Annotated in this window: 31 protein-coding genes and 3 pseudogenes; 4 read left to right on the forward strand and 30 right to left on the reverse strand. The window is 49.7% G+C overall.

Annotated elements, in window-relative coordinates; translation table 11 throughout:
- Positions 1–135 precede the first annotated feature (135 nt).
- The 11 genes and pseudogenes from NE623_RS10295 to NE623_RS10345 form a co-directional block, all read right to left on the reverse strand.
- Positions 136–348 (reverse strand): helix-turn-helix domain-containing protein, encoded by a 213-nt coding sequence (locus NE623_RS10295; RefSeq protein ID WP_002586615.1) that lies wholly within the window; start codon positions 346–348, stop codon positions 136–138.
- Positions 341–763: a sigma-70 family RNA polymerase sigma factor gene (locus NE623_RS10300; protein ID WP_002586616.1), complete on the reverse strand. Its 423-nt coding sequence runs from the start codon at positions 761–763 to the stop codon at positions 341–343. The genes NE623_RS10295 and NE623_RS10300 overlap by 8 nt, the downstream gene beginning before the upstream one ends.
- Positions 764–934: 171 nt before the next feature.
- A complete protein-coding gene (locus NE623_RS10305) occupies positions 935–1,702 on the reverse strand; it encodes a class I SAM-dependent methyltransferase (RefSeq protein ID WP_002586626.1) in 768 nt (255 codons plus the stop codon).
- 50 nt (positions 1,703–1,752) lie between these two features.
- Positions 1,753–3,672, reverse strand: coding sequence for a tetracycline resistance ribosomal protection protein Tet(W) (gene tet(W) / locus NE623_RS10310; RefSeq protein ID WP_087325445.1), 1,920 nt, complete (start codon positions 3,670–3,672; stop codon positions 1,753–1,755).
- Positions 3,673–4,325: 653 nt separating this feature from the next.
- Positions 4,326–4,454 (reverse strand): annotated as a pseudogene (locus tag NE623_RS10315) (Maff2 family mobile element protein); the annotation flags it as partial.
- Positions 4,455–4,490: 36 nt separating this feature from the next.
- Positions 4,491–5,315 (reverse strand): annotated as a pseudogene (locus tag NE623_RS10320) (VirD4-like conjugal transfer protein, CD1115 family); the annotation flags it as partial.
- Positions 5,316–5,399: 84 nt separating this feature from the next.
- On the reverse strand, positions 5,400–5,765 hold the full coding sequence (locus NE623_RS10325) for a hypothetical protein (RefSeq protein WP_014080225.1): 366 nt from the start codon (positions 5,763–5,765) through the stop codon (positions 5,400–5,402).
- Between the two features lie 77 nt (positions 5,766–5,842).
- Positions 5,843–6,016, reverse strand: a complete 174-nt coding sequence (locus NE623_RS10330; RefSeq protein ID WP_015521917.1) for a transposon-encoded TnpW family protein — start codon at positions 6,014–6,016, stop codon at positions 5,843–5,845.
- Between the two features lie 64 nt (positions 6,017–6,080).
- On the reverse strand, positions 6,081–6,944 hold the full coding sequence (locus tag NE623_RS10335) for an ATP-binding protein (RefSeq protein ID WP_005933545.1): 864 nt from the start codon (positions 6,942–6,944) through the stop codon (positions 6,081–6,083).
- Positions 6,941–7,690, reverse strand: a complete 750-nt coding sequence (locus NE623_RS10340) for a phage replisome organizer N-terminal domain-containing protein (RefSeq protein ID WP_005933547.1) — start codon at positions 7,688–7,690, stop codon at positions 6,941–6,943. Before NE623_RS10340 ends, NE623_RS10335 begins: the two co-directional genes overlap by 4 nt.
- A 113-nt stretch (positions 7,691–7,803) precedes the next feature.
- Positions 7,804–8,202, reverse strand: a complete 399-nt coding sequence (locus NE623_RS10345) for a cysteine-rich VLP domain-containing protein (RefSeq protein ID WP_005933550.1) — start codon at positions 8,200–8,202, stop codon at positions 7,804–7,806.
- A 126-nt stretch (positions 8,203–8,328) separates the two neighbouring features.
- Between NE623_RS10345 and NE623_RS10350 the strand changes: the two genes are divergently transcribed.
- Together NE623_RS10350 and NE623_RS10355 are read left to right on the forward strand one after the other, a co-directional pair.
- Positions 8,329–8,607 carry a type II toxin-antitoxin system RelB/DinJ family antitoxin gene (locus NE623_RS10350; RefSeq protein WP_005924829.1) on the forward strand — a complete coding sequence of 93 codons (279 nt, stop codon included), beginning with the start codon at positions 8,329–8,331 and terminating at the stop codon, positions 8,605–8,607.
- Positions 8,604–8,894, forward strand: a complete 291-nt coding sequence (locus NE623_RS10355) for a type II toxin-antitoxin system YafQ family toxin (protein ID WP_002596328.1) — start codon at positions 8,604–8,606, stop codon at positions 8,892–8,894. The genes NE623_RS10350 and NE623_RS10355 overlap by 4 nt, the downstream gene beginning before the upstream one ends.
- A 107-nt stretch (positions 8,895–9,001) precedes the next feature.
- Here NE623_RS10355 and mobQ (NE623_RS10360) read toward each other — a convergent pair whose 3' ends face one another.
- The 12 genes from mobQ (NE623_RS10360) to NE623_RS10415 all read right to left on the reverse strand — a co-directional run bounded on the left by mobQ (NE623_RS10360) (position 9,002) and on the right by NE623_RS10415 (position 17,788).
- Entirely contained in the window at positions 9,002–10,447 is a 1,446-nt protein-coding gene (gene mobQ, locus NE623_RS10360) for a MobQ family relaxase (protein ID WP_007037415.1), read from the reverse strand.
- Between the two features lie 186 nt (positions 10,448–10,633).
- Entirely contained in the window at positions 10,634–10,924 is a 291-nt protein-coding gene (locus tag NE623_RS10365; protein WP_005933556.1) for a DUF3847 domain-containing protein, read from the reverse strand.
- A 28-nt stretch (positions 10,925–10,952) separates the two neighbouring features.
- The gene (locus tag NE623_RS10370) at positions 10,953–11,414 is read right to left on the reverse strand and encodes an RNA polymerase sigma factor (protein ID WP_035394327.1); all 462 of its coding nucleotides are present in this window, start codon (positions 11,412–11,414) and stop codon (positions 10,953–10,955) included.
- Between the two features lie 10 nt (positions 11,415–11,424).
- A complete protein-coding gene (locus NE623_RS10375) occupies positions 11,425–11,877 on the reverse strand; it encodes a hypothetical protein (protein ID WP_055265730.1) in 453 nt (150 codons plus the stop codon).
- Positions 11,878–11,980: 103 nt separating this feature from the next.
- Positions 11,981–12,394 carry an RNA polymerase sigma factor gene (locus NE623_RS10380; protein ID WP_035394329.1) on the reverse strand — a complete coding sequence of 138 codons (414 nt, stop codon included), beginning with the start codon at positions 12,392–12,394 and terminating at the stop codon, positions 11,981–11,983.
- 453 nt (positions 12,395–12,847) lie between these two features.
- Complete coding sequence (locus NE623_RS10385) at positions 12,848–13,309, reverse strand: hypothetical protein (RefSeq protein WP_038259777.1); 462 nt, start codon at positions 13,307–13,309, stop codon at positions 12,848–12,850.
- Positions 13,310–13,314: 5 nt separating this feature from the next.
- The gene (locus NE623_RS10390) at positions 13,315–14,130 is read right to left on the reverse strand and encodes an ABC transporter permease (protein WP_002596321.1); all 816 of its coding nucleotides are present in this window, start codon (positions 14,128–14,130) and stop codon (positions 13,315–13,317) included.
- Between the two features lie 12 nt (positions 14,131–14,142).
- A complete protein-coding gene (locus NE623_RS10395) occupies positions 14,143–14,937 on the reverse strand; it encodes an ABC transporter permease (protein ID WP_002596320.1) in 795 nt (264 codons plus the stop codon).
- Positions 14,930–15,856 (reverse strand): ABC transporter ATP-binding protein, encoded by a 927-nt coding sequence (locus tag NE623_RS10400; protein ID WP_002594743.1) that lies wholly within the window; start codon positions 15,854–15,856, stop codon positions 14,930–14,932. The genes NE623_RS10395 and NE623_RS10400 overlap by 8 nt, the downstream gene beginning before the upstream one ends.
- A 135-nt stretch (positions 15,857–15,991) precedes the next feature.
- The gene (locus tag NE623_RS10405) at positions 15,992–16,909 is read right to left on the reverse strand and encodes a sensor histidine kinase (protein ID WP_002596319.1); all 918 of its coding nucleotides are present in this window, start codon (positions 16,907–16,909) and stop codon (positions 15,992–15,994) included.
- A 5-nt stretch (positions 16,910–16,914) separates the two neighbouring features.
- On the reverse strand, positions 16,915–17,607 hold the full coding sequence (locus tag NE623_RS10410) for a response regulator transcription factor (RefSeq protein ID WP_007037412.1): 693 nt from the start codon (positions 17,605–17,607) through the stop codon (positions 16,915–16,917).
- Positions 17,600–17,788, reverse strand: a complete 189-nt coding sequence (locus NE623_RS10415) for a helix-turn-helix domain-containing protein (protein WP_005933662.1) — start codon at positions 17,786–17,788, stop codon at positions 17,600–17,602. Before NE623_RS10415 ends, NE623_RS10410 begins: the two co-directional genes overlap by 8 nt.
- A gap of 144 nt (positions 17,789–17,932) precedes the next feature.
- Here NE623_RS10415 and NE623_RS10420 point away from each other — a divergent pair, with 144 nt between their 5' ends.
- Positions 17,933–18,301: a helix-turn-helix transcriptional regulator gene (locus NE623_RS10420; protein WP_005933665.1), complete on the forward strand. Its 369-nt coding sequence runs from the start codon at positions 17,933–17,935 to the stop codon at positions 18,299–18,301.
- A gap of 27 nt (positions 18,302–18,328) precedes the next feature.
- Here the strand turns inward: NE623_RS10420 and NE623_RS10425 are convergent, their stop codons facing one another.
- From NE623_RS10425 to NE623_RS10445, 5 genes and pseudogenes are all read right to left on the reverse strand, one after another.
- Entirely contained in the window at positions 18,329–18,628 is a 300-nt protein-coding gene (locus NE623_RS10425) for a hypothetical protein (RefSeq protein ID WP_005933668.1), read from the reverse strand.
- 16 nt (positions 18,629–18,644) lie between these two features.
- The gene (locus NE623_RS10430) at positions 18,645–18,998 is read right to left on the reverse strand and encodes a TnpV protein (RefSeq protein WP_035394338.1); all 354 of its coding nucleotides are present in this window, start codon (positions 18,996–18,998) and stop codon (positions 18,645–18,647) included.
- A gap of 26 nt (positions 18,999–19,024) precedes the next feature.
- Positions 19,025–20,905: a recombinase family protein gene (locus NE623_RS10435; protein WP_005933672.1), complete on the reverse strand. Its 1,881-nt coding sequence runs from the start codon at positions 20,903–20,905 to the stop codon at positions 19,025–19,027.
- A gap of 90 nt (positions 20,906–20,995) precedes the next feature.
- A pseudogene (locus NE623_RS10440) lies at positions 20,996–21,664 on the reverse strand (type IV secretory system conjugative DNA transfer family protein); the annotation flags it as partial.
- A gap of 85 nt (positions 21,665–21,749) precedes the next feature.
- A complete protein-coding gene (locus tag NE623_RS10445; RefSeq protein WP_256272268.1) occupies positions 21,750–23,645 on the reverse strand; it encodes an AAA family ATPase in 1,896 nt (631 codons plus the stop codon).
- Between the two features lie 89 nt (positions 23,646–23,734).
- Between NE623_RS10445 and NE623_RS10450 the strand changes: the two genes are divergently transcribed.
- On the forward strand, positions 23,735–24,154 hold the full coding sequence (locus tag NE623_RS10450) for a nuclear transport factor 2 family protein (protein ID WP_055059684.1): 420 nt from the start codon (positions 23,735–23,737) through the stop codon (positions 24,152–24,154).
- Between the two features lie 77 nt (positions 24,155–24,231).
- On the opposite strand, the gene mobQ (NE623_RS10455) is transcribed toward NE623_RS10450, so the two are convergent.
- Positions 24,232–25,740, reverse strand: a complete 1,509-nt coding sequence (gene mobQ / locus NE623_RS10455; RefSeq protein WP_256272267.1) for a MobQ family relaxase — start codon at positions 25,738–25,740, stop codon at positions 24,232–24,234.
- Positions 25,741–25,984: 244 nt separating this feature from the next.
- On the reverse strand, positions 25,985–26,281 hold a 297-nt coding region (locus NE623_RS10460; protein WP_442490239.1), incomplete at its 5' end, for a DUF3847 domain-containing protein.

Consider the following 26,281-nt stretch of genomic DNA (forward strand, 5'->3'; position numbering starts at 1 on the left):
CCCTCCTCGCTTACTACTACAACCGGCAGGGGGCAAAATGGCCGGGAGCGGAGCCGGACAACAAAAAAAGCAGTAAATCTTTTTCAAGACTTACTGCTTTCGCTGGCCGCGTCGGTGGCGGCTGGTATTCAGTTTTTATGACTTGTCCGGTGGTTCGTCAAGCCGGAACTTGAATTGACAGTCAATTAACCGCTGCTTTACATAGTCCTCCACCTCGGCGTTGACCTGCCCGTTCACTTTTGAGAAATAGCGGATATATCCGGCGTAGTGGAGCAGGACAGCGTTCACGGCTTCTGGGTCGCCCTCACGGGCTTTGAGGATTGTTTCATAGGGGAGAAGTCTACTCATACCGGCTCACCCCCATTTCTTCGCGTAGCCGCTGCAAGGCAAGCTGGATATGCCGCCCCGCTGTGCTGCGTGACCGGCCAATACACGCGCCGATCACGCGCTGCGGCTGGCGCAGAAAGTAATAGCGCAGGATTTCTTCCCGCGTCTGCTCCGGCAAAACAGAGATCGCGTCGGCAAGGGCGGCGTTGCAGAGCAGGACGGTCTGACCGCAGACGGTAAATGGGTATTCCTCGTCCGGCTCCGACGCGGCAAACTGGACAAACTTCTCGTTCATCAGATAGTCAAGGGAAACTTGCCGTTCCCATTGCCGTTTAAGCTTCAAAATCTTGTCCAAGGCGGCACAGCGGATAACAGTCTTGCAAAAGGCGTTGTACCTGCGCTGGATATATTCTTGATAGGCTATCTGGTCGGTCATGGAAATTCCCCTTTCTGAATAATAGTGCGGGGCGGTGGCACTTCTTGCTGTCGCCCCTTGATTGCCTACCAGCAAAGGCGGGCGGGGCTGTCAACGGCTGCGCATATGCGCCGTTCATCTTGACCGTTGACTGGCTCGGCTGGGTTTGCTATTTACCCGACAAACTTGAATTTATTTTAAGCTATCACGTTTTACCTTCTTAAGCCTTACTATCATTACCATAGGAATTTCTTTGTTGGTTTTAAAACATTCTTCATAAAATCCATCAATGACAAATCCAGCTCTAAAACAAAGGTTAAAAATATCTTGTATGGAACGATGATAATAAATCTGCTCTTTCGGTTGCCCTTCAATCGCTATATCATAGTAACTGTGCGGTGTCATATATTTTTCAGTCAACGTGACAAAACAAGGGTGTTGCGTTGCAAAGACAAAAATTCCGCTTTCCTGCAACAGTTCATAAACAGCCATAAGAAGTGGTTCAATATCCGTAATATCCATAATTGCCATATTAGAAACTGCTTTCGTAAAGGCTCGATTTCTTTTTAATTCTAATATACTTTTTCTATCGGTCGCATCCGCCACACAAAATTCAATTTGTTTTGCATATTGTGATTGCCGTCTTTTAGCCAATTCTATCATTTTTTTGCTGTAATCAAAAGCGACAACCGAAGCGCCTCTTTGTGCAAGATACGAAGAATAATTTCCATTGCCACACGCAATATCCAAAATGTAATCCGCAGGATTAGGAGATAGAAGTTCCGTTACTTTGGGACGCACTACCTCTCTGTGAAATTCATTAGATTCGTCACCCATTGCATTATCCCAAAATTGTGCGTTCTCCTCCCAGATTTTTTTACTTTCCTCTGTTCCCATGTTCTCTCCCACTCCCCAAATTTGCTTTTTTGCTTCCATTAAATCTTCCTTACTATATTCCATTGTTACCCTCCATAACTTCTGATTGTTGCCGTCTTGACGATTATGTATCTTTACATTACCTTCTGAAACATATGGCGCACCTTGTCCAGGCGGCTGTTTGGACGGCGGGGCTGGATGACCGGCTGACCGACAGCGGCCTGATATCCTTTCAGCTCTGTAAGGCATACGCTCCGCCCGTTGGTGTAAAAGGCCAGATCAGTACGGTATGCCTGTATACAGCGGGCGGGAATCTCGCCAGTAAAGACAACTTCATCCTTTTTTACCTGGGCCGTTTCGATGGTGGCACAGTATTTCGGTGCATCATGATAAGCCCTGGAAAGGTATTCCTGGGGCGCATAGAGGATGAAGGAGAGATAAGGTTCCAGCAGCTGCGTCCCCGATTCCTTCAATGCCTGTTCCAATACAATCGGGGCCAATGAGCGGAAGTCCGCCGGCGTGCTGACCGGACTGTAATAAAGCCCGTATTCAAAGCAAATCTTACAGTCCGTTACGTTCCAGCCGAACAAGCCCTGCTCCAGCCCGTAACGGATACCATCCCTGACAGCGTTTTGAAAACTCTGGTTCAAGTATCCCAGCGAAACCCGGCTCTCGTATTGTACACCGGAGCCAAGCGAGAGTGGTGTAACAGACAGTCCTATGGATGCCCAAAACGGGTTGGGCGGCACCTCGATATGGATGGTGTGGCTGGCTGCTTTGAGCGGCCGCTCCATATAAATGACGGAGGGTTCCTTTACCACTGTTTCAAGCTTGTATTTTTCCGACAGCAAAGCGGAAACAACCTCCAACTGCACCCGGCCCAAAAAAGAAAGAATGATCTCATGGGTGATGGAATCCACTTCGCAACGCAAAAGCGGGTCAGTATCCGCAAGTTGCGTAAGAGCGTCCAGCAGCCGTTCTCTTTGCGCTGCCGTTTTCGGCGCAATCGTCGTCCGCAGCATGGGGAGGGGGTCCTCGCGCCACCTTTTACGAGGGAGCCGGGTTTGGTCCCCTAATACATCGTTTAACCTCACGCTGTCGCTGGGAAGGATAACAATTTCACCCGGATAAGCGGTGTCTGTCCGAACAATTTCCCCTTTGGATGGAATACGCATCTCTGTGATTTTCAGCTTTTCTCTCCCGGCCAGGGCCACCGTATCCCGCAGGCGCAGCGTTCCGCTGTATAGCCGTAGATAGACACGCCGCTGGCCGCAATCTGTATACTCCACCTTGAAAACGCTGCCGCATAGGGCGGCGCTCCCCTGTTCCCCAATCGGTTGGAACAGCCCTGTCACCGCATCCATCAACGGTTGAATGCCAAGGCCCTTTTTGGCGCTGCCATAATAGACCGGGAACAGGGAGGCGTCTTGAACCCGCCGCTGTTCCTCCCGCACAAGTTTTTCCCGGCTGATTGGTTCTCCTGCGATATACTTTTCCAATAATTTATCGTTATTTTCGATGACCGCATCCCATGCTTCTATGTCGGTATTTTCCTCCAGGACTATTTCCGGGGACAGCGACACCGTCTGCTTGATGATAATATCGGCGGAGAGCTTATCCCGAACAGACTGAACCACGCTCTGCAAATCAACGCCAGCCTGGTCGATCTTGTTGATAAAGATAACGGTGGGAATGTTCATTTTCCGCAGGGCATGGAACAGAATACGGGTCTGGGCCTGCACGCCATCTTTAGCGGAGATCACCAAGATGGCCCCATCTAAAACAGCCAAAGAGCGGTACACCTCCGCCAAAAAATCCATGTGGCCGGGCGTATCCACAATGTTGACTTTACATCTGTGCCACTGGAAGGAAGTGACTGCCGCTTGAATGGTAATCCCACGCTGCCGCTCCAAAAACATGGTGTCCGTCCTCGTTGTCCCTTTTTCGACGCTCCCCGGTTCTGAAATGGCTCCGCTGGCATATAGCAGGCTCTCCGTCAAGGTCGTCTTTCCAGCGTCTACATGGGCAAGAATTCCAATATTGATTATTTTCATGTGATTGTCCTCCCTTTACTGCCCCGAAGGGCATAAAAATCCCCAGCAGTAAAATACTTTTACCACTGGGGATGATAATTTGCGGACATACACATATACAGCATACACCTGTTTGTGAGTGCTGTTTTTGGGGATATGTCAAAATTGATAAGGCAAAAGTATTCTTAAATTGGGTACAAAAAACTAAGCCCCTACAAAAGGGACTATCATAATCCTTTGTTCCCACTATTTGATTATAGTTTTATTTAAGAATACCTTGCCGCATATTTTTTACTCCTTTTCTGGAATTGAATTATTATATCACATCAGTTTTAGGAAAACAAGTATCTAAAAGAAATTTTTCTTCCCCTTATATGTAACAATCATACCGGCTTCCTAGCGTTCAGAATGTTTTCTGCTGTCTGCTGTGGTGTTTGGTTGGAATTGTCCAACCAAAAGCCGATCCGTGGTGTTGTCTGCATTTTACTAAATACAAATTCAATGTATACAGAAAGATATAAGGAGTGGGAGGGATTCCGCCGTAGTTGGCATTGTAGGAAAATCCAAAAGTTTAGATTTTCCCACAATGCTTATCTTTTGGTCTTTGGTTCGGAATAGTGTAGTGCTGGCGGTCTATCTCTTGTTTTCGGTTGCTTGCTTCCTTACCGTACATGAGCATTGGAAGCAGGGTTGTCCTGGCCGTAACCTTCCAGAAGGTTGATAACGCCCCAGATACCAAGACCTGCGCCCAGGGCCACTACGAGAGTCTGCAAAACACCAACTGCACTGTTGAAAAATTCCATAAAATAATCCTCCTAAAAAATGTTTTTGATTTTGGGTTAAGTCGTTGCGTCAATCTCGTACACATCGAAGGTGTCCGTGGGTTTTACCACGGCACGCTGCTTCTTCATGTACCGTTCCATGTCAAAGACATTTTTAGGGTCGGCGTCGGCCGTGTATCTGTAATTCGGGTGTCGGGTGAGGTCGTACTTGTCCGAAAGGAATGGGCGCACGCCCCGCAGCATGAAGATACACTTGCCGCCGTCCATCACTGCCAATTCGTCCTGGGTCATCAACTCCTTTCCTAATTTCTGATAACTGAGGCCGTGGGAAACCTGGCTGCCCCGGTTTTCGGACTGGTTATAGAGATCAATGGTCTCTTTCCCCAGCAGCTCCGAAATTTCCTTGAGCGTGGATTTCTCTTTGCCTCCCAAAAACAAGGTGCTGTCACAGTTACCGACGATGGTATCTGCCGCGTCCTTGTAGATGGTCTTTAACTGGCTCTGCGACTGCAAAATAATAGAAGCCGATATCTCACGGCTTCGGATGGTGGCGATCAGCTTATCGAAGTTCGGTATCTGGCCGATGTTGGCAAACTCGTCCAGGATCAGACGAACATGGACAGGCAGCCGCCCGCCGTAGAAGTCATCCGCCTTGTCGCAGAGCAGATTGAAAAGCTGACTATACATGAGGGCGGCCACGAAATTGAAAGTGCTGTCCGTATCTGACAGGATCACAAACAGCGCCGTCTTTTGGTCGCCCAGGGTATCCAGTTCCAGTTCGTCATATTCCATCAGGTCCCGCAGCTCCTTGATATCGAAGGGAGCAAGCCGGGCACCGCAGGAAATGAGGATGGATTTTAAGGTCTTGCCAGAGACAAATTGTCAAGGACTTTTTAATCAAATTCACAGAAAACTCACAAAAGGTGCCAGAAGCACTGTATGGCTCCTGACACCTCATTTAACAGATTACATTTTTCCGTTCAGCAGGTCTTTGCAGAGATACGCATAGTCTGGCAGCTGGTTGATATATGGCTCCCAGAGCCGCTTGATTTCGGCTAACTCCAGCGGGTCGGCTGCTTCCAGTGCATGATCGTTGCCAGTCATATATAAAACATCCGTAGCAACATCATCCAAACACTTGCCGCAGAGATCGGCGGCAGATTCTATCCTGATACCGGTATCCACATAGACTGGATTTACGCCAATCGTCAGCCAGACATAGCCCACCTTGTCCGACCAGAGCAATTCAAAATCAGGGCTTTGCCGCAGATGTTCCGCAAAGACTTCCTTTACTCGCTCAATTTCATGTTTCTCTTTTTCTGTGTAAAGCATTTTCATGTCCTCCTTGACAAAAATTTTGGTGCGTACCATCATCAGTTTAGCACAAGGCGGCTTAGTTTATCAGTCTGTCACATCTGCTGAATTTCATTTTTGAGCATACGCTTGATTTTATCGCTCATGGTTTCTGTGCTGGTATTGCTGAAATGGACATGAACCTTGTAGGTCGTCTTGCCGATTTTCTTTACCATCGCTGGCGTGTTTTCCGGCGCTCTGGCCGCAGCAGCGGCGTCTGCCATCTGCATAGTACGGGGTTCTTTGTTCATAGCGCTCCTTTCTCCGAACGGGTCTGTGCCGCCCGGTAAAAAATCAATCGTGCTTACTGTTTACAATGTCTTTTGCTGCCTGTCGGGTGACACCGGCATTTTCTTCCCGGAAATTCTTCCCGTCAAAGAGGATCGGCGCACACCGTTCCAAAATACGGTCATAGATACGGGCGTGGGCCAGATCAGGCGGATTTTTCAGCTCGGACAGTTTCAAGTTTGTTGTGATAATCATGGGTCTTCGGCTGCGATAGCGGCTGTCGATGACGAAAAACATCTGCTCCATAGCATATTCGGTACTGCGCTCTACACCCAGATCGTCAATGATAAGCAGGTCATATTCGTCAAAGCTGGCAATAAACTCTGACCTGTCCTCAGAGAACATCCCTGTCAGGCGGTTCAGAATGGTGGGGAAGTTCGTCATCAGCACCGGCACATCCTGGTCAAGTAGAGCGTTGGCAATACATCCGGCGAAAAAAGACTTGCCGGTTCCCACATCTCCAAACAGTAAAAGCCCGATATTGCTCTTATATGCCTCTTTCCAGTTCTCCACATAGGCATGAGCCTTGTCCATCAATGGGTTTTGCCTGTTATCATTGGAAAATGTGTAGTCGTACAGATAACGGTCTTGCAGGCCCTGTGCCTTTCGGCGTTTGATACGCTCCATGCGGCGCTGCCGTTCTTCAGCAGCCTTGCGCTGCTCCTCAGCCTCCCGCTGGCACTGGCAGATGCAGTGCGGCATAAAGTAGCCGGATTTCCCGAAGCATGGCACAACGGTCTGCCTCTGGCCGCCGCATTTCTTACAGTGAATGAGCCCGTCTGACGGGTCTATATACTCGTCCTCAGCCAATTCCACACCGGCAGCTGCCTTGTCGATGAATGCCCGGATTTCTGCGGTAATCTCAATCATACAGTTTCATCCTCCTTTACGCTGTAATCCCGGTTGCGTGAGGGTGTGACCGTTTTTTTAGCGTCCTCACCGGCCCAACGCCGGATGGTCGCTGCATGGCTCTGATAACGCTTGCCAGTAGAAGCCATGTACTCGGACAGCTTTTCGATGTACTGTTCCCATACAGCAGGAAAGCTGACCTGCAAGTCTGCCAGTTCTTCATCCGTCAGGAAAACATTCTGGTAACGGCCATAGGTGTGGGAAGGGTGCCCCGTTTCAGGGCGTACCTTCTCTATCTCTCTCTTTATCTCTATCTCTTTCTCTAACTCTATCTCTATCTCTGGTGGACGAATGTCGGACAAATGTCCGCCACTTGTCCGGAGCGCAGAAAGAGCCTTATTTTGAAGCCTTGCAGCCCGCTTTCGCTCGGCCTCGGTAGAGGACTGGCCTATTAAAAGTTCGATGTTGCTCATGTAGAATGTGCCGCTGTCCAGCACTTCCACAAGACCCAGCTTCAAAAAGATCTGCAAGGCTCTCTCCACAGTGCCGATCTGCTGGCGGGTAATGGTAGCGATCATCTGCGCTGTGTAAGGGATGTCCTCGTCAAGCTGGAGCCGCCCGCCATGTTTCAGCGATTTCAGGTACAGCTTGAGCAGAATGTTGGAATACAGCACACCGTCCTGCATACTTTCCAGCAGCACGATGGAATCATCATCAAAATAGTTTTCTTTGAGTTTCAGGTAATAATATTTTCGATTGTCTGACATAGGGTTCCTCCTTAGGGGTTCTTTTGGGATTCTGTACGCATTTTAAGGCTATTTTAGGGGTCAGAGGATAAATCTATCAGACTGCCTTTGACACCCTCAAAAAAAGCCTTGATTTACAAGGGTTTTTCAGCCCCTAAAGCGTGACATTTCTCCCGTTGTTTCCGCTTGCGCTTTGCGGCGTTAATCCGCTTCATGCGTGCGGCACATTCCGGGCAGTATTTAGCCCGGTTAGAACCGGGGGTAAACAGCGCCCCGCATACGGCGCATTTCTTAGCATTCAGCCGGTGGAACAGCGCCGTTTCCAGTTCCTTATCCTGCGGCAATACCGCCGCCCGAAACCACCTGCACAACAGGGAGTAGGAAATGGACTGGACACAGATACATTCCTCCCCATCGTCCAGGGCGATACAGTTTCCGGCAATGTAGTTGCAGCACTCATGCACCAGTTTCCGCGCTCTGCGGTACTGGCGGTAATCCATGACAGGGATAGGTTCAGTCTTGTTGTTCTTCATAAATGATTTCTTTCATAAAGCAGGTAACCTCCTTGAATGAATTTATTGTTAAATATTCGTGCAAAGTATTGTTTTCTTCGTGCAAATGGCATATACTATAATTGCCAGCAGAAAGGGGTTGATCGTATGGCTGGAAATACCACAAACATCAGTATCCGCATGGACGCAGATTTGAAAGCGCAGGCGGACGCACTGTTTACGGAACTTGGCATGAACCTGACTACGGCGTTTAACATCTTTGTGCGCCAGTCGCTTCGTGAAGGCGGCATTCCCTTTGAAGTAAGGCTGGAACAGCCGAACAAAGAAACGGTTGCTGCCATGCTGGAAGCGGAAAGGATTGCAAAAGACCCGTCTGTAAAGGGCTACAATGACCTTGACGAGTTATTTGCTGACCTGAAAAGATGAAAGAAACCAAATATACCGTCAAGTACACGACCAGTTTCAAAAAGGACTACAAACGAGCCATCAAGCGTGGCTTGAAGATTGAGCTGCTGGAGCAGGTCGTAGCATTGCTGGCAATGGGCGAACCGCTGCCGGATAAGAACCGTGACCATGACCTGTCCGGCGATTGGGCAGGTCATCGGGAATGTCATATTCTCCCGGACTGGCTGCTTGTCTATCGCATAGAGGATGATGTTCTGGTGCTGACGCTGGCCCGCACCGGCACACACAGCGACTTGTTCGGCAAATAAACAGTCTGCCGCCGTATGGGGAAACCTGTACGGCGGTTTTTCTGTATGCAAAAGTATGTCGTGAAACGCGACGCACTTGACAGGGGTACGCCAAAACGCGGTAGCCTTTACCGCTCCGGCCCACGGTCGTGAGACTTGTCCCTTTCCTGTCGGGACAGCTGCTCGGCGGTTTTGCGGAGCCGTTCCACTGCTTTCAACTCCTCCCGCATGGATTTCATGGCAAGCGTGTCCGTCTGCTTTCCGGCGGCCAGCTGGTCGATTTCCCGCTGCCATGCCTTCGGGGTGATCCCCTCGCCGCTGTCTTTCAGTTCTTTCAGATACCGGGCTGCTGCATCATACAGGATCAGTTCCCGGCTGTGGCGCTGCTCAAACTGTTCCCGTTTTTCCGGTTTTACTTTGGCAAGCTGCTTGTGGATGGACTTGTACTGGTTGTACTGTTCCCACATCTCCCCGCGTTCGGTAAGAATGGCGATCCGGCGCTCAGCCTTGACGATCTTTCCCCGCAGGTCATAGTAACAGCTGTTCATATCAGCGATTTTTTCATGAAGCTGCTGCATAGACTGGATGCCGTTTACCTGCAAAAAGCTGAATAGTGCAGCGCTTTCCTGCAAAGCCCGGATTTTGCCGGTGCGGGTGCGGGGAGCGTTCAACTGCTGTTGGGCTTCCCACAAGGCGGTCAAGCTGCTTTGCTGCGTTTGTGGTTTTTCCGCTTCCGCTTTCGACCAGCGATAAAGACGGGTAATGCGAGCTTTGATTTCTTTCAGCAGCTTGTTGTCGGCGACGATCTGTCGGTTTACTTCCCCCTTGTCGGTGCGGATACCGCGCTTTTCCATTTGGCTGGCAGCTGGCCCCAGATGGACAGAGGGAATTTTATCAATGCCCTGCCGCTTGTAGCTGCGGTGGTCAATACGCTCCGGTCTACCGGCAGATTCCAGTGCCCGGTTGGTGTAGGCTGCCCACGCTGCCCGCCAAATCTCCACATTTCCTTTATCGTTCCAGTCGGTCGTATCCTCCCGATGATTTTTCCAGCCGCCTTTCCCATCCGGGATACGCTGTCCATTCTCGTCCAGATCGTATGCCTTGCGGCACTTTGCGCCCCACTGTCCATTTTCTTTCAACGGCCGGAGCGTCAGCATGATATGGACATGAGGGTTGCCGGTTCCCTTGTCATGGATAGCAAAGTCGGCGCACATTCCTTTGTCTACAAAGTTGTCCTTCACATAGGCACGCACAAGGGCAAGCTGTTGTTCGCCGGACAGTTCACGGGGTAAAGCTGCCTCAATCTCGCGGGCAAGCTGGCTGTCTCTTGCTTTCTCGATTTGCTCCACGCTGTTCCAGAGGATAGAACGGTCTGCAAATTCCGGCGGGGCGTGGGCAGGCAGCATGATCTCCGCATGGACAATGCCGCCTTTCCGGGTGTAGTCGTGGATCATTCCGTCCCATTCATTTGTCAGCTTGGTTCCACTGCGGTAAGCAGCTGCGGCAACGGCTGAACGGCCTGCGCTGCGCTTGATGATACTGACGGGGATATGACAGAAATCTATGGGGAACACCTCCTTTCAGTGAGGGGATAACAGGCTCTGTGGAGCCGGACAAACGCAAAGCGGGTGTTTGGCTGCGCAGAGCACACAAGGGGTTTGGGGAGCGTAGCTTCCCATCGCGGACGAAGTACGCAACGCCCCCGGCAGGGCGCACAGCACCGGCAACGGTGTATAAGTGCGCCCTTGTAAACAAGGGACTTATGGCATATCCCCGGATTTTGGCAGGTTTGCAGTCAATTCCGCAGCCCCCGGAAGATAGGACAGGGCAATCAGAAATGCTTTGACCTCTGCGCCGGAAAGGCTGGAAGCCAGCGGGAAAATCCCCTCCAAAATGGCTCCGCGCTCAATCAGGCGGCGGGTGCGAACCCTGCGTTCTTCGTTTCGTTGCTTGTTCTCCAAAATCTTCTTGCGGTTTTCAAGCTGCCGGATCTCCTTCAGGACTTCCTGCCGTTCTTCTTTTGGGGGTTGGGCTGTAATTTTTTCGTTCATGTCATGCACCTCTTTTCTTTGGAAACGCTTATAGATTGACCGTCCATTTCTGACGCGCAAAGTACCGGCGCAGCCTCCGCAGTGCAGCGTGGATGGATTTTCCCGCCTGTGATGGTGTGATACCCTCCATTGCGGCAATATCTTTCACTTTCATACCCAGCATATAGCGGGCGTGGACACGGCGAGCCTGCATAGGCGGCAGGGAAGAAATGGCTTCATACAATCGCCGTATCAGTTCTTCGTATTCGGCTAATTCTTCTTTTTCTATCAGATGATCCTCCGGCGATGGCTGCGCCCAGCCGATTGCAGCATTTTCGATTCCATCGTTACAATCGAGGGAGTAAAACGCCTTATACCGGAACATCTTGCGTTCTCTGGCGGCCTCGGCTCTCTTATCCAGAAGAAACGCTTCGACGATCTCATCGGACACCTCCACAAAAATGTCCTCTTTGCAAAATGGATAATATTGTTTGAGATTGATGGTCTGCATAGGCACGCCCTCACTCTGTTTGAAAAAGGTCATCATAGCAGCGGCGCATATTCCGCAGACCCCGACGGATGGAAACGCTGACCTTGCTGCTGTGGACGCCCTCTCTCCGGGAGATTTCCGGCTGCTTGATACCGGCAATGTAGTAGGCGTGAACACGGCGGGCCTGTGTCGGAGTGGCATGAGCCAGAGCCACCGGCAGAGCTGCTATCAGGTGCAGGCGGGTGGTCATTTCTTCTCGTTCCAGCAAAATATCTTCCGGCGATCTGCTGTGTTCCAGTGCGTAATTTTCCAGCCAGCTGTATGCGTCCAGAGAGTAGTAGGCGCGGTGGTAGACTTTCCGACGCTCATAGTTCTCCATCTCCCGCTGGGCCTGATACATCGCTGCCCATACCTCGTCCGTAACATCCACAAACTCGTCATGCCGGTAGTGGGGATACATCCACCGCAGATTGATTGTTTTCATAGGCTTACCTCCTGAAAATCGGAGAGGCGGGCAGCTCGTCCGCTGTCCGCCCCTCGCTGAGATAAGGGAAATGATCCCTTTCACTTGGTAGCCAGAAAACAGGTCATTCGTTAAGCCTGCTCTCAAAGAAATTTATAAATTTTTTTCTGACCGCCTCCACACTTTGATACACAGCCACTTTGGAGCAGCCGCACAGCACACCGATCTCTGCAAGGCTCAGCCCGTCAAGCGCATAGAGCAGGAACCGGCGGCGCTGGGCCTCGGTACAGGTGTCCAGAACTGCCATCAGCTCATGTAGCGTTTCCATGCGGCAAAGGTATTCTTCCGGCGTTTCGCCGTAGGCTCCTACACCCTCGGTGGTAATGATGTACTCGTCAAACTCCCGGCCATCCCAATGCCGCCGCTGTTCATGGAACAGGTTCTCCGTTTTGTGATCTGCCCGATCAAGAAATTCATAGACTTCCAGCGTGACCTCCACGGCCACAGCTTGTCCGTTATAATTGATGGTAACTTCCATCTGTCCTTCCTCCATTCAGACTTTTTTGGGAAAATCTGAATGGGGTGGTGGGGCGCGGCACCGGGGATAAAGTTCGGGCCATGCTGACCCGATGTTCCGGCTCCATAGGGACAAAAAAGCGCCCGGACGGCATAAAGCCATACGAGCGTCATGGAATATATTTTGCTGTTTAATTACATGGTATAGTGCATACTTCTGACCGCATTGCTCCGCTGCTGGGAACAGGCTTTTTTTAGCTGGTGCAGGTCATGGGTACTGTGAAAAAAGGCAAACATAGACACGGCGGCATCCTCCTATGTGCCGCCGTGGATTTACACGGTGTTAGGTCGTCGTTGGTTTAGGATAAACGAAAAGAAACGGCGGCTCTGAAATCAAAGCCACCGCTTCATAGGCGCGTGGAAATGTGTCTGCTTTACGACGGCTTTTTTTCTTTTGCCGTCGTCCGGCAGAATGTTACTCCATATTCAATTCAATGCTTCCAGTGAAATTTTCACATTCAATGCCGATATAGTTTCCACCTTCAGGGAGTGTAATTGTATCACTATATGTTCCGGTTGTTTCAAGCAAAGTGACTTCTTCATCAGCTCCAGAAATCCAAAATACTTTTGCAGTTCCATCCGTAACCTCCAGCGCGCAGTCAATAGACAGATCCTTACCCGCTTCACGCTTTATGGAAGTTCCGCCGAACAAATACTCTGTATCTGAAAAATCCTCATAGTTGGCTGTATAGCTTCCTGTATAATCATCAATTCCTTTTTCTTTCGTACCTTGTAAGGATGAATTTCCGGTAAGTGCTATGGAACCAGCAGACTGAACAATATTGTTATACTGATCGAGAACTTCATCTTTTGTACAACCGGAAAGCACAGAAGCGCCCAACAGTATCAAGCATAATGATAGAACTATTTTCTTCACAGGTATCACCTTCCTTTCCTGCGTACAGCACGCTTTCCTTTTCCCTTGGAATTTGCCTGTTTACGGGATTTTATTTCTTTTTTGTTACTGGACATCAGTAACAACAGCACCGCCCAGAGAACCATGATGCCAACCCCAATGACTGCCAGCAAAGGATTCGGGGCTGTGGTTGTTCCGGCATATCCACTCATGTCAAAGCCCACTAAAATCAGCGCAGCAGAAAACGGATAGATGCTGGCAAGGATACCGCCTTTGAAGAACAGCATGCTATATCCAAGGAAAAACGCCAGAATGGAACCTCCCAGATATGCCCCTCGGATCTGCCCAAAAATCAAGATCAGCGGCATACAGACCAAATAGGTCGTCAGAGCTGCCAACACGATCTGTGTACCTCCATGAAAAAACACTTCCACTGTCAGTCCCGATAATCCAACCGTCAATCCAGTAATCAAGGTAACGCCAACGCTGTATATTCCCAGCAGGACTGCAAAAATCCCGACCCAAAAGAGCTTAGCTCCCAGCATTTTCGGCATGGAAACAGGAATTGTCATGATGTTTTTCAGCGTATCATGGGTGGATTCTCTGTCAATCAGCCAGCTGCCAATCATCACCAGTGAAATCGGAAAAAACATCTGCGTATTGCCCCAGACAACATTCTCAAACAGAGTGGAAAAATCATAGTTTGGATTTCGGTACTCCGCCTCCACAATCAGCTGGCTCCCATATTGCACCAACGGACAGAGTGCAAGCGCCACCAGCCCCACCCAAAGTATTTGGCACCGGCGTAGCTTGAGCAATTCTGCTTTTAATAAATTCCACATAATTACACCCCCTTAGATTTCCTGGCGCCGGTAAACCAACGCAATCAGCGCAAGAAATACAACGGCTTCCCCAACAATCACACCGAACACCTGAACACCATTCAGAAAATACGGACTGATCCGTTCCAACAAGTCTGCCAATTCCGCACTGGTCTGGCTTTGGTCATAAAATTGGAAGGTCCAGCGGAAAGCCAGCGGTCCCGGAAACAGGGTTCCGATATTCAAACCAAAAGGCTGTGTGAGGAACGCATCGCTCATCGAAAGGATATAATTTGCAGTCGTATAGAAAAAGGTAATCACGACCGACACGATATAGTTTTTATTAAGAAGAACAACGAGCAGGATACATGGAAGTGCGCCTACCCACATAATCAGCCCTTCTTCTATCCCAACGCCAAACAAGGTCCAAAACCCAACCGGCTCCCAGCCCTGAAACAGCAAAACCGCAAGATTTACCAATCCTCCAACTGCCATAAAGCCAACGGCAAACAATAGCAAAACCAGCATCTTGGACAGCACCAACTTGGTTCTGTTTATCGGTATGGTAACAAGGTTTTTTAGTGTGTCATTGTCCAGCTCCTCAAACAGCAGATTGGAAGCCAGTATCACAAGGAGCGGCATCAAAAGCAAATAAGCACTGAGCTGGAACAGGCTGGACATCACTCCATTTACAGCATCCACATCAGTGTTTACATCTGCCAGAAAGAAAGCATAAGCCAATGGCATGAAAACAGAAAGCAGCAGAGAAATAAATACCAAGGGCTTCCGTTTTAATTTCAAAAATTCGCATTTGATTAGTTTAAGCAATTCCTTCGCCCCCTGTCACACGCTTGAAGTAATCTTCAAGACTTTCTTCACAAGTATGCGCCTCCGATACCTCCAATCCGTTTTCTACAAAGGCAGTTACAATTTTCCCCACAGGCAGATCAAGGTTGTGCAGGCGCAGATTGTGGTCGTCCTGTATGGAAAAATGGTTTTCATGGAAATTGCGTTCCAAAATTCTTGCCGCCTGTGCAGTATCAGAGAGTGTAAACCGGATATGCTTACTGCTTTTTTGCTCCAGTTCAGCAAGGCTTTCTTCTTCCAGCAATGCGCCGTGGTCGATAATTCCAATATCGTCAGCCAGCAAGGAAATCTCCGAAAGAATGTGACTGGAAATCAAAATGGTTTTTCCTCTTGCGTCGCAAAGCTCCCGAATAAAGGAGCGTACTTCTGCAATACCGATAGGATCGAGACCGTTGATCGGCTCATCCAAAATTAAAAGTTCTGGATCGTGCATAACGGCAAGGGCGATGGCAAGCCGCTGCTTCATACCAAGAGAATACTGTGAAAAGAGCTTTTTATCTTTGTAAGGCAGTCCTACCAGATCCAGAGCATCTTTGATGGCATGATTGTTTGGTACGCCCCGCAGGGTAGCAAAGATACGCAGGTTCTCTGTGCCGGTCAGATTGGGATAAAAGCCGGGAGACTCAATCAAGCTACCAATACGGGGCAGCAATTTCTTTTCATTCCCCTGCAAGGGTTTCCCCCAGATTTTGACCTCCCCGGAAGTCGGCTTCGTTAAGCCCAACAGCATTTTCATGGTAGTGGTTTTTCCGGCTCCGTTTCTGCCCAGCAGACCATAAATTCTCCCACGCTTCACATGGATATTTAAGTCAGCCACACTCTTTTGTGAGCCATATTGCTTCGTCAGATTTTTTGTTTCAATGATGTAATTTGTATCCATATTCAAAACCTCCTGTTCTGTAAGGTATTCTATCACGCCAACCTTGCATTAACCTTGCCGCAACCTTGCATTAACCTTGCAATTTGAAATCCGGCAAAAATGACAAAGGTTCCCGCCATAAAGACGGGAACCCGCTTAAATCTCCAAAGGAAAAAGCAACATAAATTCAGTTCCTTCTCCCGGAAAGCTTTCAACTGTTATGCTTCCACCCATCTTTTCTACAAGCTGATGGACAATAGAAAGACCAAGTCCGCTTCCTTTTTCGGAGCGTCCTTTATCACACTTATAAAGCCGTTCAAATATGTGTTTCAAATCGTCTTTCTCAATTCCTACTCCATTATCCGCCAGCAGCAGCTCCATGTTATTTTCCTTCTTTGACAGGACAATTTTGATTTTGTCTGCATGGCTGTGAGCGATTACATTTTGAATGAGATTGTTGACGATCCTCATATAGCTGTCCATATCCAATCTTACCCGGACAGGCTGTTCGGGAATATCAATGTCATAATCAACCTGTTTATCCTCAAAAATCGGTATCCAGTCAATCAGGATATTTCTTGTCAGCTCTGCGGCCTCAACGCTCTGGATTTCCAAAGCAAACTCATTGGAATTTAACTTGAACCAGTCAAAGAGCACATCAATATATTCTTTCAGATCATGGGCTTTCCGTCGGGCGGTTTCAATATAATCATCCCGGTCTTTTCCTGTGACCAGTCCTTTGTGTGCAGCGTCAAGATACCCAATCAGAGTGGTAAGGGGTGTCCGAACATCATGGGAAAGGCTCGTCATAAGCTGGCGGTTGGTTTCTTCTGTCTGCCGTACAGTTGAAAGTCTGCTTTCATAGGACACAACAATCTCATTGATTTCATAGGCAAGAGGTGCTGTCAATTCATTTGTTGCAGACAGAATACGCCGGTTGCCATTTCCGTTTTTCACATCAACCAGCACATCGGTCATTTCTGCGATTTGTTTTTTTACGCGCCGAACGAGAACGATGGAAGTCAGCACAGCCACAACAGCAATCACAATGGACAAGAAAACGATGATTTCCATATTGGCTATACCTCCTTATTAAAGCGGTAGCCAATCCCTTTGACCGTTTGGATATACTTTGGGCTTGAAGGATTGACTTCTAATTTTTTACGAAGCCGGCTGATAATCGCCATAATGTTACTGTCATCATAGAAATATTCTTCGCCCCAAACTTCCTCATAAATCTGCTGTTTTGTCAAAATTTTTCCTTGATGCTTTGCGCAGTACAGGAGCAGATCAAATTCCTTTGGTGGAAGTTCAAAAGTGCCATTTTCCGTCGTAACAGAACGATTTTCAAGGTCAATTTGCAATCCATCAAAATCCAGTTTTTGCACAGCTCCGGCTTGATGATTAAAGCGGGTGTAGCGGCGAATGAGGGACGCAATACGGGCAATCAGTTCGTCCATATCAAACGGTTTTGTCAGATAATCGTCCGCCCCGGCCCGTAAGCCCCGCACTTTAGAAATGCTGTCATTTTTGGATGTAAACATCAAAATCGGCAGGCTGTTCTCTTTGCGGATTTCTTCCAGCGTTTCAAAGCCATCCATACCGGGCATCATCACATCCAGCACCACAAGCTGATACTCCTGCTCTTTTAATTTCTGCAAGCCCTCTTTTCCGGTATTACAAAAATCGGCTTCTATATGTTCCGATTGTACGCTGCGTTTAATCAAAGCGCACAGTTCTCTGTCATCATCTATAATCAAAATTTTATTCATGGCGTAGTTCCTTTCCTTGTTTTGTCCGGCCATCAAGCGGCTTCTCCGCAGTTTTAGGGAGCAGCCAAACACCGGCCATTTTCACAGCGCCGGGGATACGCCCACCGGCACAATAATAATTTACCCTACGAGGTGTCACGCCCCATTTCTCGGCGGCCTCTTTCAATGTCATATAGTCCATTTCGCACCTCCACAGAGTACATTATAGTTCTCTTTCTCGAACAATGCAAGAAACGGAATGTGAATTATAAACTTCAACCAACCTGCATATAGCAACATTCCACAGGCAAAGTATGAATTATACAATGTAACTGGGTGATGTTATATGGCGAAAGTTGAAGATTGTCCCGGTTTTGAAACCTTCGGCGCAGATGTCAAAGCCGCACGAGAGGCAAAGCGTCTGGCACGAAAAACATTGGCAGAAATGGTTGGGATTGAATGGCGGTATCTTGCCAACATTGAGAATCAAGGTGCGATTCCGAGCCTGCCTGTGATGATCCAGTTGATTAAGGTCTGCGGACTTCCCGTGGAACGGTATTTTAACCCGGAGATCATGCGGGAAGAAAGCGAACAGCGGCAACGAGTCAGCCACAAGCTGAAGCTTTGCCCTGAAGAATACCTGCCGATTATCGAAGGTGCCATAGACGGGGCGCTCAAAATGGAACAGACTGCGAAGCAGAAGGAGGACGCATAATCGCGGCCTCCTTCTGGCGTTTCTATATCAAGTTTCCCGGCACTTTTCCCAAAGTTCCCGGCACCTCTGCTGGATTTCTCCGGTTTCTGTCACAGTCAGATCGCGGTCATTTCCGGTAATCTTATCTTCCAGAAAGTTGGCGTATGTATCCAGCAAGGCGTTTCGCAAATCCTCCGGAGTTTTCTGTATTTCGGCGCTGTACCAGTCATTCCGGTGAGGTTCCCATGCCATCAATGTATAACCGTGGCTGGTCTGCACCACCTCATACAGAGGATCATCATCCAGATATGCCTGAAACACTTCCAGAACCTTTTCAAAGGTCAGCATTTCCCACACCTCCCATTCAACTGCAAATCAGTTCCCTGATTAAAATTTCCTCAATCTGTGCCGTTAATGTGTTCATCAGTCCTACCCAGCGCATAGGATCACAGGCTTTCAGTTCCTCAGTGACGCCCGCAGCCTCCATCATGTGAGGCAACATGGTGTCCACGCGCTCCTGCGCTGTCCAATCAATCTCTAACAGGTGCGGATACAGTTTCTCGCTCATCAGCAGTTGGTTGTAGAGAATAGGACGGTGTTCCTTCAGGTAGGACTTTCGCATCCTGCCGTACTTGCCGATAGAAGTTTCCGGCTGTTCAGAAAGTTTTAGGTTGGGTATATCATAATCTCCACAACGAATGTAAGTCAACTTACTCATATTCATGCTCCTTTGCTCCGTGATGATTAGACTGCTGCGCTGGCTGCTATGCTGCCTTTGCGCGGTTCTTCTTTTGGTAGCTGCCCGATAGTAGAAAAAACACCTTTTTTCATATCCTCAGCCCGGATCAGGGCTTTCTTAGCGTCCATTTCCGCTTTTTTCTTCGCCTTGATTTTGTCCTCATACCGTTTCTGTGCGCCGCTGGCTTTCCGCTTCAAATAGTTCTGATGGAGCCTGTCCTTGCGTTCTTCTCTTTTCCGCAATTCTTCCTGTTCCTCTGGGGTTAAAGGAACCGGCTGTAAGGATGGTGGAATATAGCGTCCTAAAAAATTAAAGTAGATTTCAATTTCCTGCGTGGTATCCTGACTGCCTTTTCGGGAGCGTTCATGGACAAGGATTTTCTCTACAAACTCGTTGAGCATGGTATTTGTCAGCGTGTCAAAATTCTCGTACTTATCAATCAGGGCTATAAATTTCTCTGCTGATTTCTGGCTCTGCTCATAGCCGGTAACAGCCTTTTCCAACTCCGCAATTTCAATCTCAAGTGCGTCCTGCTCTTTGGCATACTGTGCATCAAGCGCCTTATATCGTGTATCCGGCAGCTTGCCGAGGGCGTTATCCTCATAGATTTTGCAAATCAGTTTTTCCAGTTCTCCGGCTCTCTTTTGGGCAGTAGCCAGATGCCTGCGCTTTTTCGATATATCGGCACTCTGTTGAGCAACCTGCGTCTCCTGAACAGTGTGAATAAATTCCGTCCGGTCATTTCTCGAATATTCAGCGATAGCCCGGAGTGTGTCGGAAACCAATGTCAGAACAGCACTCTCATTGATACGGTGTTGTGTAAGGCATAGTGTCCCACACGGAACTTTGGTATAATTGGAACAGGTATATTGAGAAATCCGCTTGCCATTGTTGGTGCGGTGGACATACATCTTGCCGCCACAATCGGCACAATAGAGTAAGCCTGTGAGGGGAGCTGCTTCGCCCCAGCCGTTTGGATAACGCCGTACATTGCTGCGGATTTTCTGCACCAGATCAAAGGTCTGCTGGTCGATAATGGCTTCATGGGTATTCTCAAAGATCGTCCACTCGTCCTCAGAAACATAGTGGCTTTTCTTGTCCTTAAAGTGCTTGCGGGTCTTGAAATTGATGGTGTGCCCCAAATACTCTCGTTTTTTCAAAATGTTCACGATGGTAGATGATCCCCATCCATAGGGGTCTTTGACCGGCTTTGAACGGTTCACACCCTCGTTGAAGCGGGCAAGGTGTACGACGGGAATTTCAATCCGATCTGCGGATAATTTGCAGGCAATCTGATAAGGCCCATATCCCTCCAGCGTGAGGGAGAAGATACGGCGTACCACTTCGGCGGCTTCCTCATCTACCAGCCAATGCTCCCGTTTTTCGTCCCATAAGTAGCCGTAAATCACAGTGCCGGTCAGGTGCTTGCCGCTCATACCTTTTGCCTTAAACACAGAACGGATTTTCCTGCTGGTATCACGGGCGTAAAATTCATTCATGATGTTGCGGAATGGGGTAAAATCGTCATCGCCTTTCAGACTGTCCACACCGTCGTTGATGGCGATCAGACGAACACCGCGTTGCCGCAAAACCTCCATGACCTGACCGACCTTCAGATAGTCGCGCCCCAACCGGCTCATGTCCTTGATGACGATTGCCTCTACACGCCCTGCCTCCACTTCCTCCATCATCGCCAAAAATCCGGGGCGGTCAAAACGGGTGCCTGAGATACCATCATCTGTAAAGTGCGTAGGGTTTGGCAGCCCATTCCGGCGGGCAAAATCCTCTAACATCTGTTTTTGGTTGGATATGGAATTGCTCTCGCCCTGTAACTCGTCGTCCCGGCTCAGGCGCTCGTACAGTGGGGTAATTTTTTCATTTCTCATGGCTGTACCTCCTGAAACAAAAATGCTCTAAGTGATTGCTTCACTAACCATGACAAAATCATGATTAAGAAGTCACTTAGAGCATATATCACCCGCCGCCATCTTGAATTTGCGGTACTGCTTTACGGCAAAGTGGTCCGGCTCCCGTTCCTCCAACTGAGAAAAGAGCAGGTCCACCGGGCTTTGATAAGTTTCGTCATCCTCTCTGGCTTCACTGGCATTGATAAGGTCCAGAAGTGTGATGAAGTTCTTTTCTTCCTCCGTGGCCTCATACCAGATGTAGCCGATCAGTGCGGAATAATAGAGGCGTTCTGCTTTGACCCAGAAATCTTCCGAAGATTTTTCGCCTTCGCCCTTCGTGTTCATAATCAGGGCGTTCACCAGCTTTAAGATATCTTTCTCTGATCGGATATAAGCCAGCGGATTGTATTTCATGGATTTTCGGAAGTTTATCAGGTTGAGGCACTTGATACGGTATTTCTTCCGTTCCAGGAAAGCGCCGATCTCCGGCAGCAAGGTTCCTTTCGGATCAGTGCAGACATAGGACGAATGAGCTTGCAGCAGCGACGGCTTACAGAAGAACCGCGTCTTGCCGCTGCCGGAACCGCCGATCACCAGAATGTTTTTATTTCTGGCATACTTCGGCTGCTTTGGACGGCTCGCCATCGTAATCCGTTCCGTCTGCGTCATGGGGATGTTCTGGAAAAAGTCCTTGTCCATGTAGGGAGCAATATCTGCCGCCGTACCCCATGAAGCGTTTTGTCAAGTGCTTTTTTGAGTTATTGACGCAAATTATCGTGAAAGTGCGAAAGTGCAAAGTGCAAAGGGTCTGCGTTTTGCACTTTCAGCTTGCGGGTTCGGGTGGCTGCTTCTTCTTGATGAAGTTGTACCATTGACCGCCGACACGCCTTGCGCCTAAAATGCCGCCCATGTTGCGCTTGGCGTTCTGTACCGTCCTCTCGGATATTCCGGCTTCGGCTGCGGCTTTTACAATGTCCTCGCTGGCAAGCTCTTTCCCGTCTGCAAGCAGGTCAAGTATCAGCCTTTCGGCTTGCTCGGTTTTGGTGGCGTTGTTGCCGCCCGCGCCGGACAGCAGTTCGTCGGCGGTGATGTCGTATTCGCCTATCCACGAAAAGCCCGTTTCCGGGTCAAGGCAAAAGGCAACGGGCTTGCCCTCCGGCGCAAGGGAAGATTTGTCATGGACGATAACGCGCACATTCGGTTCTCGCTTCACGCGCCCGATCAGCAGGACGCTCCTTGCTGCGGCGCGGAAGTCGATAGACCCTAAGCCCCGGTATGCGCTCTGCCCTCCGGCAGCTTTGTTGAGATGTCCGATAAGGATAACGGCGCACCCGGTACGCTCGGCAACATCGGCAAGGCGGCGGAACATGGGGCGCACTTCGTTTGCCCGGTTCATGTCGGTCTTTTCGCCCATGTACGCCTGTATGGGGTCAAGGATAATCAGACGCGCCCCGTTCTGCGTGATTGCCTTTTCTATGCGCTCGTCGGAGAGGGTAAGCTCCCGCTTGGCTTCATCAATCACAAGTACGCGGTCAAGGTCGGCTTCTGCTTCCATCAAGCGGGGCTTGACGGTATCGCCCAGCCCGTCCTCGGCGGTCTGGTAAATCACATTGAACGGCGGCAGGGGCTTCATGTTCGGAAGCTCCCGCCCGGTGGTGCAGGCGGCGGCAAGGCGTAGGGCAAAGGTGGTCTTGCCCTCGCCGGGATTGCCTTGCACAATGGTTACTTTCCCAAAGGGAATATACGGCTCCCATAGCCATTCAACGGTCTGTGTGTCCACCTCGCTCATACGGATAATCTCAACGGTTTCTTCCTGCGGCGGCTCTTTCAAGCCGTAAATCGCTTCCCGGATATACTTCCCGTCCGCGATTTCTCCCCGGCGCGTCTGCACCTCGTTCCAATCTTTGAAAAGGGGAATAAGACGGTGGACGGTCAAGCCCTCCGGCATAAGCTCCACAAGGCGGCTGCAAGCGTCGTTTCCGGCTTGGTCGCTGTCAAGGCAGAGGTAAACGGTCTTGATGTTCGGACGGTCAGAGAGGAAACGCAGCAGGGCTTTTTCTCCCACGCCGCCCAGTGCAAGGTAGCTTTGTTTCTGCCATTCCTTTTTGAACAGGCAGAGGAAAGATAAAAGGTCAATCGGTGCTTCAAAGACAAACAGCCTTTCGCCCTCGCCCCGGTAGCAGAAGTTAAAGGCTTTGTCGCTGCCTTTCACATCAAGCCGGAAGCTCCTGGCTGTGCCGCGCTGGTGGGCGTATCTCGGTATGCCGCTTTCATCTCTGCCGACGAATACGGCGTTGTGATGGGCGGCTTCCTCGTAAATATCGCCGCTGGAAATGAAAAAGCCCGTCACATCTTCATCAATGCGGCGGGCTTCGGTAAGATACCTTTTCACTTGTTCGGCGGTGGGGCTGCGGGGCGGCAATCGGAAGTCGGAGAGGGGCGCGGGGCTGTCCGGCGGTGGGGCTGCGCCTTTCTCTCCTGTGAGAAGTTCAACGGCTTCGGTAAAGCTCTTTCCGAAAAACTCCATGAGGAAGTCAACGGGGCCGCCGCCCTTGCTCTGGCTGTGCCTGTACCATTTGTTTCCCCGGACGGTCAAGCTGTCGTGCCGTTTCCAGCGGTACTCGTTCCCGGCGCGGGTAAGCTGCTCGCCCTGTGATTGCAGGAAAGAAACAAGGTCGGCTTGGTTGGCGTGGTCTATCTGTTCTTGGGTGTAATACATGGCTGATACCTCTCTTTCTGTGGTTGAATTGTTCATAGTTTTGATGTAGAATGAAACCGAAAAATCGGAAGTTAGTGAGGTGCTGGATTGTGAATGAAAGAGAAAAAAATATTCACTTATGGTTTGAAATGTGGCTTACAAAACAGGATTTAGGTATTGATAATATTTTTGCAGAAGATGTAATTTATACTGAAAGTTGGGGTCCAAAATATAATAACCGTCAAATCGTAAAACACTGGTTTCAGGAATGGAATACTCGTGGCAAAGTCGTTGCTTGGGAAATCAAACAATTTTTCCACAAAGGAAATCAGACGATTGTGGAGTGGTATTTCAAAAATGAAATGAACAATGGGAGCATAGAGGAATTTGATGGAATTTCCCTGGTTGAATGGACAAAGGATAATAAAATAAAATCATTGAAAGAGTTTGGCTGCAATTTGAATAATTATAATCCTTATGAGCATAGTGACCTGCCCGAATTTAGGGACGAAAGAGCAAGTTGGTTTTAATATTAGGAATCAATAGCGTCCATTTTATCGGAAAACATTTAGGACGGACAGGCAAAACCGCTTGCCCGTCCTTTCCTTTATCGCTCCTGTTCATGCCGCTTGGCGCGGTTCTGTGTCTGTTCCGGCTGGTCGGCGCGGAGTGCAATATCCACGCATTTGCGGATTTTTTGAAGCTCGGCAACCTCGGCGCGGGTATCTTTCAGTTTGGTATAATCGCTGTCCCTCTGCGTTTTGAGGTCAGCATATTCCTGTTCCCATTCCGCAATAGGCAAGGTCTTTGTTCCTTTCGGCAGATTTGCATGGAGATAGCGGTTTGCCGCGTCCCATAGGGTAAGCTCGGCGCGGCGGGCTTCCGCAAACTTCTCCTGTTTTCCTTTCCAGCGGATTTGCCGATACTCGTCCTGTATGGGCTTGTAGGTTTGATAATTTCTGCCGTACTCCATGAGCTTTTGCAGTTCTTTCATGCGCTGCTCGGCGGTTTTCATTCCCTCCCGGATTGAATAGGCTTTATCACTGACAGAGGAAAGAGAAGCGTCCAGCTCGTCAAGATTAGAGATACCATGCTCGGAAAGATAGTTGACCGCTGCCGCTATGGTTTTCAGTTCGTCGGCTGCGTGTTGGTGCTGCCAACGCTGCGAATACTTCCGGCTCTTTTCTCTCTGAACGCTCAAATACTTCATCAACAGATTTGCGAGGTTGGGAGATTGCGGCGGCTGTTCTGGGGCGGTTTCCCACGCTTTGAACAGGTCGGCAATCCATTCCTTGAGTTTCCCAATCTGCGCCCGGATTTCCCGGATAAGGCGGTTTGCCTTTTGGATATTTCGGTTCAGTTCGCCTTTCTCGGTGGCGATGCCTTTCTTCTCCATCTGGCAAGCCGCCACGCCCATGTGGACGGTGGGCAGCTCGTCAATTCCTCTCTCGGCGTTGCTGCGGTGGTCGATACGCTCCGGGCTTCCGTTCCTCTCCAAAAAGTCGTTGGTAAAGTCAGCCCATGCCTTGCGCCACAAGAGGGTGTTGTCCTTGTCGTTCCAGCCTGTAAGGTCAACTTTGTGGGTCTTGTATCTGCCGCTTGGCAAGCGAATACGCTCGCCGTTCTCGTCAAGGTCATATTCCTTTTTGGATTTCGCTGCCCATGTGCCGCGCTCGTCAAGGGGGCGCATGGTAAGCATGATGTGACAATGGGGGTTGCCGCTGTCGGTGTCGTGAATGGCATAATCAACGCACATTCCTCTGGAAACAAATTGAGAGGAACAGTATTCCCGGACAAGCCGGATCTGTTCCTCTCTGGATAACTCAATGGGGAGTGCTGCGTCAATCTCTCTGGCAAGCTGGGCGTTCCCGGCTTTCTCGTAAAGCTCCACGCTGTTCCACAAGGTTGAACGGTCAGAGAAAGAGGGCGGGGCGTGGGACGGCAGCATGATTTCTGTATGGACAACACCGCCTTTGCGGGTGTAGTCGTGGGTCATTCCGTCCCACTCGTTTGTCAGCTTTTCGCCGCTTCGGTAGGCGGCTGCGGCAACGGCTGATTTGCCTTTTCCTCGGCTCACAATGCCGATGTTCCAATGGTAAATGGCTATGGGTATCACCTCCCGGATAGGATAATAAAACCCGCAAAAATGGTACAGGCGCCAACGGCGGGTGTACCGTTTTTGTGGGTGTGCAGGGATAGCCGCGTAAGCGGCGCAAGGGGTGCAGCCCCTTGTTGCGGCAAAGCCGCCAATGTCGGTCAGAGAGGGAAGCAAGCGGCTTTCTCTCTGTGCCGACAAGCCCTCGGCAGAGCGCACACGCCCGCAAGGGTGTATAAGTGCGCCCTTAGTTCCTAAGGGATTTTCAGCTTGTCGTTTCCTCGGCTCGTTTTCTCAAAAACTCCCGCGCTGGTTCACTCGTCAAAGCAAGTCTGAAAAAGGTCTGCGCATCCTCGTCCGGCATGGCAATAAGCTCCGGCACAAGGCTTTCCATGAAGCCGCCGCGCTTGCAAAGCCTGTGGTTTCTCGCCTTGCGTTCCTCGACGGATAGCTTCTGCTTGATGATTTTCTCCCGGTTCTCAAGCTGCCGGATTTTCTTCTTTCCGCCCTCAATCTCGGCTTGCAACTCCTCGCGGGTTTTCTCTCTCGTTTTCGTCATGGT

Origin of the sequence: Gemmiger formicilis (assembly GCF_024462815.1) — a bacterium.
Lineage (GTDB): Bacteria > Bacillota > Clostridia > Oscillospirales > Ruminococcaceae > Gemmiger.

What these genes read in the sequence shown, in the direction of transcription:
- NE623_RS10295 (WP_002586615.1), bottom strand. Translation starts at nt 348, where the DNA reads ATGAGTAGACTTCTCCCCTATGAAACAATCCTCAAAGCCCGTGAGGGC.
- NE623_RS10300 (WP_002586616.1), bottom strand. Translation starts at nt 763, where the DNA reads ATGACCGACCAGATAGCCTATCAAGAATATATCCAGCGCAGGTACAAC.
- NE623_RS10305 (WP_002586626.1), bottom strand. Translation starts at nt 1,702, where the DNA reads ATGGAATATAGTAAGGAAGATTTAATGGAAGCAAAAAAGCAAATTTGG.
- NE623_RS10325 (WP_014080225.1), bottom strand. Translation starts at nt 5,765, where the DNA reads ATGCTTTACACAGAAAAAGAGAAACATGAAATTGAGCGAGTAAAGGAA.
- NE623_RS10330 (WP_015521917.1), bottom strand. Translation starts at nt 6,016, where the DNA reads ATGCAGATGGCAGACGCCGCTGCTGCGGCCAGAGCGCCGGAAAACACG.
- NE623_RS10335 (WP_005933545.1), bottom strand. Translation starts at nt 6,944, where the DNA reads ATGATTGAGATTACCGCAGAAATCCGGGCATTCATCGACAAGGCAGCT.
- NE623_RS10340 (WP_005933547.1), bottom strand. Translation starts at nt 7,690, where the DNA reads ATGTCAGACAATCGAAAATATTATTACCTGAAACTCAAAGAAAACTAT.
- NE623_RS10345 (WP_005933550.1), bottom strand. Translation starts at nt 8,202, where the DNA reads ATGAAGAACAACAAGACTGAACCTATCCCTGTCATGGATTACCGCCAG.
- NE623_RS10350 (WP_005924829.1), top strand. Translation starts at nt 8,329, where the DNA reads ATGGCTGGAAATACCACAAACATCAGTATCCGCATGGACGCAGATTTG.
- NE623_RS10355 (WP_002596328.1), top strand. Translation starts at nt 8,604, where the DNA reads ATGAAAGAAACCAAATATACCGTCAAGTACACGACCAGTTTCAAAAAG.
- NE623_RS10365 (WP_005933556.1), bottom strand. Translation starts at nt 10,924, where the DNA reads ATGAACGAAAAAATTACAGCCCAACCCCCAAAAGAAGAACGGCAGGAA.
- NE623_RS10370 (WP_035394327.1), bottom strand. Translation starts at nt 11,414, where the DNA reads ATGCAGACCATCAATCTCAAACAATATTATCCATTTTGCAAAGAGGAC.
- NE623_RS10375 (WP_055265730.1), bottom strand. Translation starts at nt 11,877, where the DNA reads ATGAAAACAATCAATCTGCGGTGGATGTATCCCCACTACCGGCATGAC.
- NE623_RS10380 (WP_035394329.1), bottom strand. Translation starts at nt 12,394, where the DNA reads ATGGAAGTTACCATCAATTATAACGGACAAGCTGTGGCCGTGGAGGTC.
- NE623_RS10390 (WP_002596321.1), bottom strand. Translation starts at nt 14,130, where the DNA reads ATGTGGAATTTATTAAAAGCAGAATTGCTCAAGCTACGCCGGTGCCAA.
- NE623_RS10400 (WP_002594743.1), bottom strand. Translation starts at nt 15,856, where the DNA reads ATGGATACAAATTACATCATTGAAACAAAAAATCTGACGAAGCAATAT.
- NE623_RS10405 (WP_002596319.1), bottom strand. Translation starts at nt 16,909, where the DNA reads ATGGAAATCATCGTTTTCTTGTCCATTGTGATTGCTGTTGTGGCTGTG.
- NE623_RS10410 (WP_007037412.1), bottom strand. Translation starts at nt 17,607, where the DNA reads ATGAATAAAATTTTGATTATAGATGATGACAGAGAACTGTGCGCTTTG.
- NE623_RS10415 (WP_005933662.1), bottom strand. Translation starts at nt 17,788, where the DNA reads ATGGACTATATGACATTGAAAGAGGCCGCCGAGAAATGGGGCGTGACA.
- NE623_RS10420 (WP_005933665.1), top strand. Translation starts at nt 17,933, where the DNA reads ATGGCGAAAGTTGAAGATTGTCCCGGTTTTGAAACCTTCGGCGCAGAT.
- NE623_RS10425 (WP_005933668.1), bottom strand. Translation starts at nt 18,628, where the DNA reads ATGCTGACCTTTGAAAAGGTTCTGGAAGTGTTTCAGGCATATCTGGAT.
- NE623_RS10430 (WP_035394338.1), bottom strand. Translation starts at nt 18,998, where the DNA reads ATGAGTAAGTTGACTTACATTCGTTGTGGAGATTATGATATACCCAAC.
- NE623_RS10435 (WP_005933672.1), bottom strand. Translation starts at nt 20,905, where the DNA reads ATGAGAAATGAAAAAATTACCCCACTGTACGAGCGCCTGAGCCGGGAC.
- NE623_RS10445 (WP_256272268.1), bottom strand. Translation starts at nt 23,645, where the DNA reads ATGTATTACACCCAAGAACAGATAGACCACGCCAACCAAGCCGACCTT.